Source organism: Maribellus comscasis, from assembly GCF_009762775.1.
Classification (GTDB): domain Bacteria; phylum Bacteroidota; class Bacteroidia; order Bacteroidales; family Prolixibacteraceae; genus Draconibacterium; species Draconibacterium comscasis.
This window is the reverse complement of sequence record NZ_CP046401.1, coordinates 910,391-927,107: the sequence shown is the minus strand read 5'-3', so window position 1 is coordinate 927,107 and position 16,717 is coordinate 910,391. Positions and strand designations below refer to the sequence as shown.

Below are 16,717 nucleotides of genomic sequence, written 5' to 3'. Positions count from 1 at the left end.
TATCCTTTTAAAGCGTTAAACCAAGTGTAAATGAATACGTTTTCATTGCCGGGAAACTATAGTTAAACCAAGCGTTTCCGTTGTCAATTCCACCAGTGTTGGTTTCTACATCAGGTCCTGTAAATTCGTCTTTAAATTTTCTCCAAAGGTTTCTTCCCGAGAAAGTTAAATCAATACCCTTTACGTGAAGTTTTTGGGTAACTGAAGAAGGCATACTATAGGTTAGTGATACTTCTCTGAGTTTTACAAAATCACGAGGCTGGATATTGTCTTCGTTTGTTGACTGACATACTGTTTGCCAATAACTGCTATAATATGTCCAGGCTGAGTTATTCTGATCTGAAACTACTACTTGTTTAGTATCATAGTCATAGTGTCCCATTACGCCTTCAAAAACAATGCGGTTGTCTTCGGGACGGTCTTCCTGAAGCGATGACATTCCGTAATAAGTCAAATAGTGCTCGTCAAAGTTTACCACAAGTCCGCCTTTCTGGAAATCGATTTGAGTAGTAAGTGTAAGATTTTTGTATCTGAACGAATTGCGAATTCCTCCAATCCAGTCGGGTTCAATTTTACCCAGTATTTTTTTACCGCGAGGATCGATTATTGGACGGCCGTATGTGGTCCGGCCATCTGTTTGATCTCCTTCATCGCTTAATACAAGATTGCCGGCATCATCACGCAGAAATGCATCTCCATAAATCACAGGGAACGGTTGTCCGACAATGGCATAGCCGGCAGAGCCCAAATCAATGGGTTCATCGTTTTCCCCCAGGTCGTCAACTCTGGATTTGTCTTTCGACCAGTTAAATGTTATATCCCAGCTGAAATTGGAAGTTTTAACCGGAGTACCCGTTAAAACCAGTTCTATACCTTTATGAGTAATACCACCAATATTAATATATCCACCTTCATATCCGGTTGAGTTTAAAAGTTGTTGCCAAAGAATCTGGTTGTCACTCCAGTTTTTATAAACCGCAAGGTCAAATCCCAGTCTGTTGTTGAAAAACTTCATTTCCAATCCACCTTCAATTTCGCTTTTAAACTCATTCTGAAGATCTTCATTTGGGTAGGTAGAGCTTGGCAGGTAGCTGTTTTGTCCGTTGAAAGGCCATGAATATCCTAACCAATCAGATGAAGAGGCTTGTTGAAGCACTACATTTGTTGCATAAGCACTTGCAGGCGCGCCTACTTTGGCATAGCTAAGTCTTAATTTTCCAAAATCAATTATTTCATTGTCTTTCATTAATTCACTAAATACAAAGCTAAAACTGTGGCTTGGGTAAAAATAGTCGTTTTTAATACTTGAAGCCCAGTCGTTTCTACCCGTTATAGAGTAGTACAACATACTTTTGTAACCTATACTGGCTTTTCCAAAAAGCGACCAGGAACGGAATTGTCCCCATGAGGAAGAAGCTGTATAATTTGAAACATTTGATGAATTATAGATGTTTGCCACTACCAGGCCGGTGCCATCGAAATCCATATCTTCCCAGTAGTTCTGAACAATGTTGTGTCCCACCATCACGTCGAAAGAAAAGTCTCCCAAACGGTTGTCGTAAGTAATCATTTCGGTAGATTCAATATCTTTACTAAAACGCGTTCCTCTTTCGTAGGTGCCTTCAGTGTTTACCAAACCACCTTTGTTTTTATAGTTTTCGTAGGTGTAATGATTTGTGCTGACTCCGGTAACCGATCTGAAATTAAGGTTTTTCATTATCTCATATTCAACGGTAACCGAGCCTGCAAACCTTTCGCGTTTGATATTATTACCGGTGTTTTCGAGCATATATAAATAAGGCTCGCGGCCACCACCACGATATAAACGTATAGTTCCGTCTTCCCTGTAAATCGGATTGGGATTCCACGAAGGAGGAGAAGCCAGAAAGGTGTTCATAAAGGTGTAGTTGTTGTTACTTTCTTCAAATCGGTCGATATCCTGACTTGAGTACAACGCATTGGATGAAACGGTTAGTTTTTCTGTAAATTTAAACGAAGTGTTTGCATTCACCGAATTACGTTTGTAACTGAGCGGATCAAGCACACCGTCGTTCATCGTGTTTGTATAAGAAACAAAGTACGATGCTTTATCTGACCCGCCGTTTACACTGAATGTGTTGTCGGAAGTGTAGCCTGTTTTGAAAACCTGCCAGCGGTCGTAGTAATCAACACCATCAAGATCGGAGATTCTTGGCCCCCATGAAGATGAAGTATACTGGTTGTCTCCGTCGATATAAGTCCAATCCTGTGCGCTGAAATCAAAAACACCCTGAGCCCATGTTTTTTGAAGCGGAATTTCATAGGCTTGATCAAACGAAGAAGTATGTTTAAAACTCACTTTAGGCCTTGAGTCCATTGCACCCGATTTGAGTGTAATCAGAATCACACCATTGGCGGCGCGACTTCCATATAGCGCCGAAGCTGCAGCACCTTTTAACACACTTAATGACTCAATTGAATTCGGGTCAATATCAGCCAGTCCGGAGGAAGTTCCCTCGTTATCAGCATCGAAAGGTACACCATTAACAACAAAAAGCGGTTCGTTTGAGCCGGTAATGGATGAGCCCCCGCGAAGAACAATACGTGTTCCGGATCCTCCCTGGCTGGACGTATTCGTAATGTTAAGCCCTGCCACTTTTCCTCCAAGAGCTGTGGCAAAGTTATCCGTACGGGTAGCTATTAGTTCGTCGGACTTTACTTCGCTTGTGGAATAACCAAGGGCTTTTTTCTCACTTTTTATACCCAAAGCGGTAACTACAATCTCATCAATGTCCTGGATGTCTGATTCGAGGGTGACATTGATTTGAGTACGTCCTGAAACTTCAATTTCCTGTGTCTTCATCCCGATGTAACTAAAGACAAGTGTTTTTGTTTCGGATGGAACCTTAATTGAATAATTCCCGTCCATGTCGGTCGTCGTTCCCATAGTTGTTCCTTTTACACTAACGGTAACCCCGGGTATGGCCATGCCATCATCCTCTGAGGTAACAACTCCCCGGATTTCCACTGTTTGGGCAAGCACTGAAATTGTTGATAACAAAATCAGCGCAATTAGCAGCGTCGTGATTTTTTTCATAGAGAATAATTTAAAAATTTGAATAATGAATAATTAATTTTCGGTTTCCATCTCTGTAGCTCTGTATCGTCTGCGTTGTCTAAGTAATTCTTCTTTATCATTTACCGGGTCTGCATCCATAACAAACATTCCCCGGCCATGTGTAGCTATAATAATCATATTGTCCCGCGGATGGATTTGAAGATCGTGCACATAAGCAAATGGTAGGTCACCCAACACCTCCCAGCTTTCGCCTTTGTTTTTACTTATGTACACTGATGCATCAGTGCCAACGTAAAGAATATCAGGGTTAATTGGATCTTCTCTTATTACATTTACCGGTCCCACCGGAATGTTGCCGGAGATGTCTTCCCATGTCTTCCCAAAGTCCGTTGATTTCCAGATGTAAACCTGAAAGTCATCGTCGCGTCTTCCGGTTTGTGTCATATAAACCGTTCCCAACTCATATTTTGATGCAACTATTCGGGACACCCAGCGTTGCGGTACGGCTCCACTTCTGATTTCTTGCCATGTTTTCCCGGCGTCTTTAGTACGCCAGATTCTTCCGTCGTCTGTGCCGGCATAAAGTAAACCTGCGCGTAAAGGTGATTCGTCAAGTGTTTGTATGGTTTGGTAATTTATATCTCCAAATTTATTGGGATCGTTAAATGATAAATCAGGGCTGATCTTTTCCCAGGTACTTCCTTTGTCTGTCGATTTCATTACATACTGAGTACCAAAGTAAATAATGTCGTTGTTGTGGGGCGACATTACGATGGGGGAAACCCATTGCCCACGCAAAGCCGGTTCGTCCGGATAATTTGGAGGTAAAATTCGTTCTGTACTTTCCGGGTAACTATCTACCTTGGCACGAGCAAGATTCCCGTAAAAAACACTGGCAAAAACAGTATTGTTATCCCGCGGATCTATCACATGAATACTGCCCTCGGCACCCAGTGTGTGTGCAAACTCAACAGGTTCAATCCTGTCTTTACCTCTTGAGATGTCGACAGTTCCATAAAAACTGTGATGGTCCTGTATTGAGCCAAAAACTCTGAACGGAGTGTTGTAGTCAAAAGCAATATTGTAAAACTGTGCCAATGGCAACGGGGTTATCGGATGTTTCCATGTTTCTCCCTGATCGTATGAAATGGATAAGCCGCCATCTTGCACATCAAGCAGGTAGTTGGAGTTATTTGGGTCAATCCAGAAACCATGGTGGTCGGCATGCGGGTCACGAATGGTTGTAAATGTTTTTCCTCCATCGGTCGATTTATGCAACCATATTCCAAGTGTATAAATGGTATTTTCATCTTTTGGATCGACGCGTATTTGTCCAAAAACCCAACCATATGTGCCTGAGTGGCGCTCCATGTATGTTTTTGTTTCTGGTGTAAGCCCACTAACCTGTTCCCAGGTTTCACCTCCATCTGCAGTTTTGTATACGGTGGCTCCTTTTATAACGTCTTCTTTGGGTCTTCCGTAAGAATCGACTTCGCCTTCTTCAGCTTCATAGGCTATTTCATAATTATCCAAAAGAGCATATAGCACTTTCGGATTTGAACGTGAAATATCAATCCCAATTCTGCCTCTGTGGCTTGCTTCCGGGAGTCCTTTGTTTATTTGTTTCCAGTTTTTTCCACCATCTGTAGATTTCCAGATGCCGCAATTCTTTGTGTCTTTAAATGTCCGTGGATCATTCCATTTTAATCTCATCCTTTCCCAGGAGGTTGCATAAATTGTTTCAGGATCAGACGGATCTAAAACAACATCAAAGATACCTGTTTTGTTGTTGATTTTAAGAATCTTATCCCATGTCTTTCCTCCGTCGGTTGTTTTGTAAAGACCTCTTTCTTCATTAGTAGTCCATTCATGCCCTGTGGCGGCCACATAAATAATATTACTGTTTTCAGGATGTATTCTGATTCTTCCGATTGTGTGTGTTTTCTCCAGCCCCATCAGTTCCCAATTCGTGCCACCGTCGGAAGTTTTAAATACGCCACATCCCGCATTTGAACTCCGGAAAATATTTGCTTCTCCGGTTCCGACCCATACAACATCGGGATTTTGAGGATCTATCGCAATATCGCCGATTGATGCTGTTGGCATTTTATCAAATACTGGTTCAAAAGTGGTTCCTTCGTTGGTTGATTTCCAAACACCTCCGGTTGCAGAACCAATCCATATGGTATATTGCTGTCCACGTGGAGAAGTCGCTTCAACATCTGTACATCTTCCACTTATGTTTGTCGGACCAATGTAACTCCAGTGCAGATCTTTAAACGCAGAAGATTGGGCCAGTTCTTTTTGTTTGCTGAACATTTTAACTCTGTCAGCTCCACTAAAAACCGGTTTTTTCTCTTGTGCAGTACTTAAATAATTTACAAATAACAGGAACAAAATAATTCCTTTAAAACGTAAAAGAAACAGATGTGTATTCATAAAAAAAGATTTAATTTTTATTTTTTTTCGCAGAAATTATGGTGTTAAAATAGTGTATAAATCGTGGATGTTAGTTCTTTTTTATTGCTTATTAGTGTAGAAATGTCACTTTTATTAATGATTAATTAACAAATAGTTACAAAACATGATAAAAGTCAGGAAATGTGATATGTGGTGTAAGCAAAGTTTTTTTAACAAAAGAATAGTCTGATTTATTCAAGTTCTTAATCGAAAATAATTTTACGGACATAAAAAATATCGTTTTGGTCATTTGTTTAATTTATTTTGAGAATATGTTTGAATTGTTATTATTTAAGTGATTGATAGCTTTTATGTAAAATAAAAACCAAAGAATGCTTTGACTTGCGAAAAGTGTAAGATTGTCGATTTTTCACAGTATGGTGTTTTTTGAATCGGTTAAAAACGGCATGAAGGTTTTAACATTTAAATCGAAAAGTATGTTTTAGAATAAGTATTGTAAATCTTTGAGATATTTTTTTCTAATAGTGAAGGAAGGCAGCTATTTTAAAGTGTAATGAACAAACTAACTTTTGAGTTTTGTAAGATAGTAAATCCAAAGGTTGAACTTTGAATAAATAATCTTTTTTATTTTGGATAAACCTTTTTAAATTAGAGAGTTTTATATATTGTAATTTGAACAGTAAACCTAACTATCATGAAAAAAACTATTTATCTGTTAGTGATGTTGTTTGGTGCAACATTGGTGTCAGCTCAGGGCATAGATTTTTCCGGAACCTGGAAATTGAACCGTTCAGAAAGTAAACTTGGCGACCAGTTTAGTATGGCCCCCAACGAAATTATTGTTATACACAAGATAAACGAGATGGATATTGAAAAACATTCGAGTTTTCAAGGACAGAATTTTACTACAAAGGACAATCTTACGCTTGATGGAAGAGAATGTGTTAACGTTGGTTTTATGGATACAGAAAAGAAATCGACAGCAGTTTGGTCTGACGATGAAAAGATGTTGACAATAACATCAAAAATTCCGATGCAGGGCGAAACAATGACTATTGTTGAGGTATATAAAATGGATGGTAAAAATATGGTAATTGAAGTTTCCGCTTCGTCATCATATGGAGACATGTCGGAAATGATGGTATACAACAAACAATAATTGAAGTTAAAACTCCAATTATTTCTGCAAAGAGGAGCCACTAAAAAATATCACGTTTAACTGCAACAGCCTTTGCTCTCATAAATCTTCAGGTTGTTATTTTTCACAATAAAAGTTTCGTAAAATATGTGTTGTTTTTTTTAATATCTTTGTTTTTAAGCTTCCTGCTCAAACCTGTATTTCATGCAACAAAACTTAAAAATAGACAGAATATGGAAAAGTTTCAAGTCGGGTGATAGTGAGGCATTTGCATATCTTTACAACCTTCATATAGATTCGCTTTACAGGTACGGCATTAAGCTGTGTAACGATGAGGGACTCGTAAAAGACTCGATTCAGGAAGTTTATCTCGATTTATATCTAAAAAAGGAAAACAATAAAACTAACCCTCAGAATTTAAAATTTTACCTTATCCTTTCTCTTAAACATAGTTTGATAAAAAAATTAAAGAGAAGAAGAAGGTTTGTTATCGGAGATGACAACGAAGAGCCGCTCTCTTTTGAGCCGGAGTATAGTATCGAGAAAGAGATAATTGAACGGGAGAAGGATGAAGAACTAACCAAAAAAATAAAGCATATTCTTCAAGAGTTGCCCTCGAAACAAAAGGAAGCACTCTATTTGCGGTTTAACGAGTCAATGGAATATATTGAAATTGCGCGAATCTTAAATATTTCCATTGAGTCTTCACGCAAGCTGGTTTACCGGGCTTTAAAAACCGTAAGAGAAGTAATGGAAAAAGAAGCTTTGTTCTTTTTCTTTTTTTTGCAGTCTTATATTCCCCATTCTTCCTTTCAAAAAAAGGTTACCTAGCTGAAAAAAGACATTTTTGTTTGTAATATCCTGATTATTAATTGTTTGTGTTTGTTTGTTGAAAAAAGTTTAAAAAGTTTGTCCATATTTTCACTTTAGGTTGCCTTTTATAGTGAATTAAAAACAAATGGAAAACCTAAGCAAGTATCTCGAAGATAAGCGTTTCATCGATTGGGTATTTAGCCCTTCGGAAGAGCTTGAAGACTGGTGGAGTACTTACAAATCAGATCATCAGGCGGAAAGCGCCAATATTATTCGTGCACGACGGATTTTACGTAAGTTTAAAACTTCGGAAGAAGATCTGTCTGTTGAAGAAAAAATATTGCTTTTTTCAAATATCCTAAAACAAGTTGAAGCTAAAAAGGAGGGAAAGAAAAAGCTGAAGCTTTATTTCTCCTGGATGAAATATGCAGCAATCGCCATTTTGTTTTTTTCTTTTGGCGCACTGCTTTTTTACGAAAAAGATAATTTTAACAAAGAATTTTTTGCTCAGGAAATTGCAGAACCTTTTACAGGAGAAGAGGCAAGACTTATTCGCCCGGATGGCGAAAATATTATTTTGAATGAAAAAAAATCGATTGTTGAATATAGGAACGACGGGAAAGTGGTGGTAAACAATAATATAGTTGCCAATCGCCCATCAGATAATCAGGGTAAATCTGTCACCCAATTAAATCAATTGATTATCCCTTATGGAAAAACCTCCGAAGTTGTACTACCCGACGGAACCAAAGTTGTCCTGAACGCCGGCAGCCGGCTTGTTTATCCTGAAGTTTTTAAAGACAAAAACAGGGAAGTTTTATTGGTTGGTGAAGCATTTTTCGATGTTGAGCATGACAGTGAACATCCGTTTGTTGTTCAAACTACCGACATCAGAATACAGGTTTTGGGTACACGTTTTAATGTTAGCGCGTATCCTGCCGACAAAACCATTGAAACCGTTTTGACCGAAGGAAAAGTTAGACTGGAAAAAAACAATGCCGGAATATTTTCTGAAAGTATCGATTTAAACCCAAACGAACTGGCCTCCTTTAACAAGTCTACAAAAAAAGCTTTGGTATTGTCAGTTGACACTGAGAATTACACTTTGTGGAAAGACGGACTATTTAAATTTGAAAGTACGGATTTAAACAGAATTGTAAAAAAACTGGAACGATATTATAATATCCATTTTCACTATAAAGATCCGATTTTGGGAACCATCCGGATTTCCGGAAAACTGGAGTTGAGCGAAAATTGTGAAGAAATAGTAAATAGTGTTGCAACAGCAGCATCAGTAAGTATAAACAAAAAAGGAGAGAACTATTATGAAATAGAAAAATAAAAACCGGAAGATGTTCCCGCACCTGCCGGTTTTAGCGTTAAATATTTATGAGTGTATAATTTAACTTGTCAAATTTATGAAAAAAAAACGAGACAGGTATTTTCCCGATATGGGGAATACCAAACAACAATTTAAAAAGATGAAACTAACACTGATTCTAATTTTACTGGTGTTTGTCTCCTTCGGGAACAGTTTCTCACAAGTAAAACTTTCAGTGAATTTGAAAAGAGCTACCTCCCAGGAAGTTATTCAAACCATTGAAAACCAAACAGACTACATCTTTCTCTATAAAGATGAGATTTTTGACCCCAACCAAAGGTATTCCATTAATTTCAATGGGGCCACCTTTGAAGAAGTTTTGAACTCATTTTGTTCAACCGCAAAAGTTGACTATGAGATTAGAAATGATCGGCAAATTATTTTAAAAGAAAGAGACAGTGACAGAACTATTTTTATGGTGCAACAAACCAAAGATATTTCCGGAATTATTACAGGTACCGACGGAAGGCCAATTCCGGGTGTTTCGATTGTTGTAAAAGGAACAACCATCGGCACGGTAAGTGGAGTTGATGGTGATTTTGAACTTACCGTTCCGGTTGATGGAGAAATATTGATGTTTTCTTTTGTGGGAATGAAAACCCAGGAAGTTCCGCTGGCAGGGAAAACAACATTCAATATCATTATGGAAGAAGAGGCAATCGGGCTCGAAGAAGTGGTTGCCATTGGATACGGAGTTCAGCAAAAAAGAGAAGTAACGGGGTCAATTAGTAATGTGTCGGAGAAAGACTTCAACAAAGGTTTAACCCAGGATGCAGTTGACCTTTTAAAAGGAAAAGTAGCAGGTTTGGCTATTACTCTCGGTAGCGGCGATGTTACTTCAGATCAAACCATACGTTTGCGCGGGACTTCTTCATTAACAGGAAGTAGTCAGCCGTTTATTGTTATTGATGGTGTGCCGGGGCTCAGTTTGTCGTCGGTCGCACCGCAGGATATTGAATCAATCAGCGTTTTAAAGGACGCCTCAGCAGCAGCAATCTATGGCTCACGTTCGGCAAGTGGTGTTATTCTAATTACTACCAAAAAAGGACGCGAAAATCAAAGCTTGATTGAATACGATGGTTATATGGCTGCCAGCACAGTAACCAATGTGCCGGATGTACTCACAGCTCGGGAATGGCGTGATTATACAGCCGCTAATAATATTGATACTGAAGGCCTGGATCTGGGAGCCAATACAGACTGGTTTGATGAGATCATGCGCACCGGTGTCAGTCAAAACCATAATTTATCATTTTCGGGTGGGGGAAGAACCAGCAACTATCGCGCATCAATTTCCTATCTTGATCAAAAAGGTGTTGTAAAAGATAACGAAATGGAGCGCTTTAATGCACGTTTTACATTTAATCAGAAAGCATTGAACGAAAAATTAAATGTTGCATTTACCGGCGCAATTACTACCCGCGACTACTCACCAACCGATACCCGAAATTTTGTGCTGGCTTACAATATGATACCCGTTGCTCCTGTAAAATACGACGATGGAACATGGTTTGATAGCCAGGAATATGATCAGGGGAACCCTGTGCGGAATATTGAATACAATAGCCGGTTGAATAAAAGAAGTCTTTATTTTGGGAATATTGATGTACAGTTAAGTTTGTTTGAAGGATTTATGGCGGGAGTAAAGCTGCACAAACAAAGAGAGACCAATGATTATGGACTTTATTATGATTCGGATACAGAAAGAGGACGTAACGATCAGGGGTTTGCGCAGCGCTCTAACTGGACAAGCGATAAACATTTGCTGGAGACAACATTAAACTATGAAAAATCTATAGGTGAACATAAAATTGGTCTTCTTGCCGGTTATTCTTACGAAGAAAATTATTACCAAAACTCCGGAGCCCAGAATCGCCAGTTTGTAACCGACTTTTTTGAATACAATAATTTGGGAGCCGGCGAAAATTTGCGTCCTTCCGATGTTTGGTCGGGCGCAAACATGAACAAGCTGGTTTCATTTTTCGGAAGAGCCAATTACAATTATAAAATGAAATACATTTTAACTTTGTCACTTCGCTACGACGGATCTTCAAAATTTGGAGCCAATCACAAATGGGCAACATTTCCTTCTGTTTCCGCTGCATGGCGTATTAACGAAGAATCGTTTATGCAGGGTGCTACCTTCCTCGATGATTTAAAGCTTAGGGTAGGTTATGGTATTTCCGGTAATCAGGACGGTATTGATCCATACAAATCATTGGAACTGTACGGGAGCTCAGGCCAGTACTATGACAATGGAAAATGGTACAGGGCTTATCAAATTAGTCAGAATGCCAATGAAAATCTGAAATGGGAGGAGACATCAATGTTTAATGTCGGGTTGGATTACAATATTTTGAACAATAGGTTGAGTGGTACCATTGAATACTACGATAAGCGGACCAAAGACTTGTTGTACACATATCAGGTACCGGTACCCCCGTATCTATACCCCGATATGCTGGCCAATGTGGGATCTATGTCAAACAAAGGAATTGAATTTCTGATTAGTGGCGATATCGTTCGCAAAAATAATTTTAGATGGACAGCATCCGTAAATTTGGCACATAACAAAAACGAAATTACAAAGCTCTCCAATGATGAGTTCTCGACGAGTTCAATTCTAACTGGCGATGCATGGATTCGTGGAGGTTCGAGTAATACCACGCATATTGTGGAAGAGGGAAAAGAAGTTGGAACCTTTTACGGCTGGTTATGTCACGGACTTGATGACGACGGAATGTATATTATGGACGATATGATTGACGGTGAGCCGGGATTAACTAACGATGACCGGACATATATCGGTTCTGCGCAGCCCAAGTTAACTTATGGGATCTCAAATATCATTACTTATAAAAACTGGGAATTAAATTTCTTTTTCAGAGGTGTTTACGGCAACGACTTGTTGAATTTCTCAAAAATGTCGTATGCAACAACACAGTGGCTGCCAGGGGCAAATGTATTGCACGATGCACTGACCATCGGGCTGGCTGATAATCCCAAATATTGTAGTTATTATATCGAAAAGGGATCCTTCCTGAAACTGGATAATATTAGTCTGAGTTACAGTTTTGATGTATCTAAGATTGAAGAAATTCAAAAACTCAGGCTTTATGTAACCGGACAAAACCTGTTTACAATAACCAATTACACCGGACTCGATCCCGAAGTTGAAATGGCAGGTTTAGATCCGGGTGTTGAAGGACGTGAATACTATCCGAAAGCAAGGACAATTTCCTTGGGCGTTAACATTAGTTTTTAATTTAAACAACTTTGAATTATGAAAAAAACGAAAATATTTTCACTCATCTTCGTCTTTGCATTCTCGTTACTACACCAGGGATGTACTAATCTCGACGAAGAAGTTTTTGACAAGCTGCCAGTGGATGAGTTTGGTAACACTGAATCTCAGATTAACTCGCTCATTGCACCTATTTACAGGACACTGAAAAATGTATTTCCGAGTAATTATTTCCTGTTAAGTGAATGTTCTTCTGACATGGCTGTTACACCAACTCGTAAGGGGGGTGACTGGTGGGATGGAGGTCAGTTCAAAGAACTGCGGTTTCATACCTGGACTCCTAATACAAGTTTAGTGAAAGGTTCTTATAACTCAGCTATGGAGAGTATTTCAAGCTGTAACAAAATTTATTCGATGATTGAAGAAAATGAAAGTATTAGTGATAAAGAACAAATACTTGCCGAAATCAGAGGTGTAAGGGCATTTTGGTACTATCTGCTGCTTGATTATTATGGAAACGTTCCGATTGTTACCGATTTTAACGATACCTCTAATCCGGCGACAAAATCAAGAACTGAAGTTTACCAGTTTGTTTTAAGTGAACTGGATGCGATAAAAGATATTGTGAGAGATGATGTTACAGCAGCCAGTTACGGAAAGATAACAAAGGGTGTGGTATATACCTTATTGGCAAAAATGTATTTAAATGCCGAAGTTTGGAACCCGGATGGAGGAGCAAAATGGCAGGAATGTGTTGATGCCTGCGATATGGTTATGGCATTGGATTATGTTTTGGAACCTAACTTCAAATCAAGTTTTGTCGTTCAAAATCAAAATTCAAAAGAAATAATATTTCCAATCGTTTTCAGCACCGCCGATGGCGGAAATCACATACATAAGAGAACCCTGCATTATTTAGATCCAATTCCTCTTAATTTGAATGTGGGAACATGGAACGGAATAAGTGCAATGCCTCAGTTTGTAAAAGATTACGATGATGATGACAAACGTATTGACTGGTCGTTTTTAACCGGGTCTATGTATGACACCGACGGCTCTGTTTTAATTACAGCCCACGGTCGCGATTTGATACATACCATCGATATTGAAATAAAGTACAATCTTGATGAAGATGGTTGGGGACAGGTAGAACAGGAAGAAGGAGCACGCTGTTCCAAATGGGAATTTGAAAGTGGCTTAAATGGAGATATGGAAAATGATATGGCCATTTTCAGGTTAGCCGATGTATTTTTGATGAAAGCAGAAGCACTGGTCCGCTTGGGACAAGACAACGTAGAAGCTACACGTTTGGTTAACCTTATTCGCACACGTGCTTTTGACAGCAGTGATAAACTTTTAAGCAGCGTTACTCTCGATGATATTTATATGGAGCGACGTTTTGAACTGGCATGGGAAATCACTTCCCGTCAGGATATGATTCGTTTTGGTACTTTCCTTGAAGAAATTCCCGATTGGAAAGGTGTCACCCCTGAAAAATGTTTGATCTTCCCAATTCCGCAAACTGCACTCGATGCTAACCCTGAACTGGTGCAAAATCCGGGTTATTAAAAAAGAGTGAAACACCTCAGTCTCTGAGTAGATTAGATTTTTAAGATAATCACCGCTATCAAATTTTTGGTAGCGGTTTTTTTATTGTAAAAGAAGATGGTCGTTGAACTTTTTAAATTACCCGGGATATTTTTTCAGCTTTTGATTAACTACATTTTATGAGGTTTGAATGACGGAATACCTGGAAAACATTCTTTTTTTGGGGAGGGCGGTGCCAAATGCAAAAGGTGCTCGGAAAACAGGACGCAGAGAAAGCATACTCCTACTTTGAAGCCGAATATTTATAAAAACTTTAATAACTTTATCGGGATTGATAATCCAAAATTAAAACTGTTAATAAATGAACCGACTACCTGTCTTTTTTATCCCTGCTGTTTTATTCCTTTTATGGAGTTGTAGCTCAGAAAATCATCTTGTTGTTTACGACCTTAAATGTGAAAATTTAACGAATCCGACAGCGATTGACAAAACAGTACCCCGTTTTAGCTGGAAAATTCAGAGCCCTGAAAATGGTACAGAGCAAAAAGCTTTTCAGATTCTGGTTGCCAGTGCTATTGATTTGCTTGAAGAAGAAAAATCTGATTTTTGGGACTCCGGGAAAATAGAATCCGCCTCAGGTATTTTTGTCCCTTACAAGGGAAAAGAACTGTCGTCAGGAATGGCTGCATTTTGGAAAATACGTGTTTGGGATAATGAAGGAAATGTATCAGACTGGAGTACACCCGCTATGTTTGGAATAGGTTTGTTAACTGAAGATAGCTGGCAGGCGGAATACATTGCATATAATCCCGGCGCCGGTTTTAGCGAGTGTCCCCAGCTTTTTAAATCATTTGATGTGGAGGATTCTGATTCAAAATATTTATTGCATGTAAATTCTTTGGGATACCATGAAGTTTATATAAACGGGCAAAAAGCGGGCAACGGTGTTTTAACTCCGGCGGTTTCGCAGTTTAATAAACGTTCGTTGATAAATACCTACGATGTTTCAGCTTTGGTAAAAAAAGGCGGGAATGATCTGCTGATTTGGTTGGGGAGCGGCTGGTACACTTCCGGGCTTCCCGGTGTGGTAAACGATGGCCCGGTAGTTCGGGCACAGCTGGAAAAAGTGGATGGAGAGAAAAAACAAACCATTGTTGTTACCAACACTGACTGGAAAGGCAGAGCAAGCAGTTACACCCGGCATGGAAACTGGAGGCCAAATCAGTTTGGTGGTGAAATTGTAAACGGCACGTTAACAAAAAACGATTTTAAAACGGATGAGCCTGACCGTGAGTGGAAGCCGGTTTCAGTTGTAAATATTCCGGTTCATGCTGTAAGTCCTCAGATGACAGAATTAAATACCGTTCAGGATACTATTCAACCGGCAGCAGTTATTCAAATTGCGGCAGATACATTTCTGGTGGATATGGGAAAGAATTTAACGGGATGGCTTGAGTTTCATTTTCAGGATTTGAAATCCGGGCAGGAGATAAAACTGGAATATTGTGATCATCTCACCAAAGAAGGAAAGTTTAATTACCGTAATCAATACGATATCTATATAGCATCCGGTACAGCACCTGAAATTTTTATCAATAAATTTAACTATCACGGATTTCGGTATGTTGAGGTTACCGGACTCTCTGAAATGCCGGATATTGATTCTGTTCAGGCCTACCTTATCCGGACCGATTACGAAGTGGCTTCCGGTTTTGAATGTTCCGATCCTGATTTAAATGCGATTCATGATATGTTGCATTATACGTTTCAGTGTTTAAGTATAGGCGGAGACTTGGTCGATTGCCCTCAAATTGAACGCCTGGGATATGGCGGCGACGGAAATGCTTCAACGGTTACAGCTCAAACAATGTACAATTTAGGTCCGTTATATTCCAACTGGCTGCAGGCGTGGGCCGATGTAGTTCGCGAAGACGGTGGAATGCCGCACACTGCGCCAAATCCATACAGAGCTGGCGGTGGCCCATACTGGTGTGGTTTTATTATCACTGCCACCTGGAATACTTTTCTGAATTATGGCGATACATTGCTATTAAAAAAATATTATCCAGTAATGCAGAAATGGTTAGGGTATGTGGATAAATATTCGGTTGACGGACTTTTAAAACGTTGGCCCGACACGGATTACCGGGGATGGTATCTGGGCGACTGGGCTACACCGGAAGGAATCGACCAGACTGCAGAGGCTTCGGTGGATGTTGTAAATAATTCTTTTGTTGCAGTTTGTTATGATAATATGCAGAAAATAGCCGGGATTCTTGGAAAAGCGAATGACAAAAAAATGTACGCCCGTAAAAAAGATCAGTTGCAGAAAACGATTCATAAAACATTTTTTGATGAATCAGATAACACCTATGGAACAGGAACACAAATCGATTTGGCTTTCCCGTTGATAGCCGGTGCAGTTCCTGAAAAAGAATTAGAAAATGTAAAAGAAGCTTTATATAATGAAATCAATGTAAATCGTAACGGGCATTTTGCTTGCGGGTTGGTAGGTCTTCCGGTTTTAACCGAGTGGGCAACTAAAAACCAAAAATCCGGTTTAATGTACTCGATGATGAAAAAGCGTGATTACCCGGGCTACTTGTATATGATTGATAATGGCGCTACAACTACCTGGGAACATTGGGACGGTGCCCGGAGCAGGATTCATAACTGTTACAACGGAACCGGCTCGTGGTTTTATCAGGCTGTTGGTGGAATTTTTCCGCTGGAAGATTTCCCGGCCTATCGAAAAGTACGCATTCAGCCACAAATTCCCGAAGGAGTTACATGGGCAAAAACCTTTAAAGAAACGCCGTGGGGAAAACTGTCGGTAAATTGGAAAATAGAAGCAGGAAAAATGGATATGGAAATAGAAATTCCCGTGGGCGTTGAAGCGGAAGTTGTAATTCCCGACGGCGTTGAGGAATACTCGTTGGAAGGGAAAAAATATGCTCTTCAAAACGACGATTTGCCGGTGAGCATTAAGAGTGGAAAATACAATGTCAGTTATGTAATAGACTAATGTCATTTGGCCTTCATATATCTCTTTGTCATCCGTCCCGATAACTATTAGAATTTTTCGGAAACGGTTTCAACCAGTGAGAGGCTTTC

At 39.4% G+C, this 16,717-nt stretch carries 8 protein-coding genes; 6 read left to right on the top strand and 2 right to left on the bottom strand.

Translation table 11 applies throughout. The features are described 5' to 3' along the window. Nucleotides 1-7: 7 nt before the first annotated feature. Both GM418_RS03720 and GM418_RS03715 read right to left on the bottom strand, forming a co-directional pair. Nucleotides 8-3,076: a SusC/RagA family TonB-linked outer membrane protein gene (locus GM418_RS03720; protein WP_158863272.1), complete on the bottom strand. Its 3,069-nt coding sequence runs from the start codon at nt 3,074-3,076 to the stop codon at nt 8-10. Nucleotides 3,077-3,109: 33 nt separating this feature from the next. After that, entirely contained in the window at nt 3,110-5,497 is a 2,388-nt protein-coding gene (locus GM418_RS03715; RefSeq protein ID WP_158863270.1) for a WD40/YVTN/BNR-like repeat-containing protein, read from the bottom strand. 676 nt (nt 5,498-6,173) lie between these two features. Here GM418_RS03715 and GM418_RS03710 point away from each other — a divergent pair. From GM418_RS03710 to GM418_RS03685, 6 genes are all read left to right on the top strand, one after another. Beyond that, on the top strand, nt 6,174-6,638 hold the full coding sequence (locus GM418_RS03710) for a hypothetical protein (RefSeq protein WP_158863268.1): 465 nt from the start codon (nt 6,174-6,176) through the stop codon (nt 6,636-6,638). Nucleotides 6,639-6,821: 183 nt separating this feature from the next. Next, on the top strand, nt 6,822-7,448 hold the full coding sequence (locus tag GM418_RS03705; protein WP_158863266.1) for an RNA polymerase sigma factor: 627 nt from the start codon (nt 6,822-6,824) through the stop codon (nt 7,446-7,448). A 127-nt stretch (nt 7,449-7,575) separates the two neighbouring features. Next, nucleotides 7,576-8,772: a FecR family protein gene (locus tag GM418_RS03700; protein ID WP_158863264.1), complete on the top strand. Its 1,197-nt coding sequence runs from the start codon at nt 7,576-7,578 to the stop codon at nt 8,770-8,772. A gap of 76 nt (nt 8,773-8,848) precedes the next feature. Further along, nucleotides 8,849-12,076 (top strand): SusC/RagA family TonB-linked outer membrane protein, encoded by a 3,228-nt coding sequence (locus GM418_RS03695; RefSeq protein WP_217447703.1) that lies wholly within the window; start codon nt 8,849-8,851, stop codon nt 12,074-12,076. Nucleotides 12,077-12,094: 18 nt separating this feature from the next. Then, nucleotides 12,095-13,624 (top strand): RagB/SusD family nutrient uptake outer membrane protein, encoded by a 1,530-nt coding sequence (locus GM418_RS03690; RefSeq protein ID WP_158863262.1) that lies wholly within the window; start codon nt 12,095-12,097, stop codon nt 13,622-13,624. A 340-nt stretch (nt 13,625-13,964) separates the two neighbouring features. Beyond that, entirely contained in the window at nt 13,965-16,628 is a 2,664-nt protein-coding gene (locus tag GM418_RS03685) for a family 78 glycoside hydrolase catalytic domain (RefSeq protein ID WP_158863260.1), read from the top strand. Nucleotides 16,629-16,717 lie beyond the last annotated feature (89 nt).

Coding starts and splice junctions, on each gene's coding strand:
- GM418_RS03700 (WP_158863264.1), top strand. CDS start 7,576: ATGGAAAACCTAAGCAAGTATCTCGAAGATAAGCGTTTCATCGATTGG.
- GM418_RS03690 (WP_158863262.1), top strand. CDS start 12,095: ATGAAAAAAACGAAAATATTTTCACTCATCTTCGTCTTTGCATTCTCG.
- GM418_RS03715 (WP_158863270.1), bottom strand. CDS start 5,497: ATGAATACACATCTGTTTCTTTTACGTTTTAAAGGAATTATTTTGTTC.
- GM418_RS03685 (WP_158863260.1), top strand. CDS start 13,965: ATGAACCGACTACCTGTCTTTTTTATCCCTGCTGTTTTATTCCTTTTA.
- GM418_RS03720 (WP_158863272.1), bottom strand. CDS start 3,076: ATGAAAAAAATCACGACGCTGCTAATTGCGCTGATTTTGTTATCAACA.
- GM418_RS03695 (WP_217447703.1), top strand. CDS start 8,849: ATGAAAAAAAAACGAGACAGGTATTTTCCCGATATGGGGAATACCAAA.
- GM418_RS03710 (WP_158863268.1), top strand. CDS start 6,174: ATGAAAAAAACTATTTATCTGTTAGTGATGTTGTTTGGTGCAACATTG.
- GM418_RS03705 (WP_158863266.1), top strand. CDS start 6,822: ATGCAACAAAACTTAAAAATAGACAGAATATGGAAAAGTTTCAAGTCG.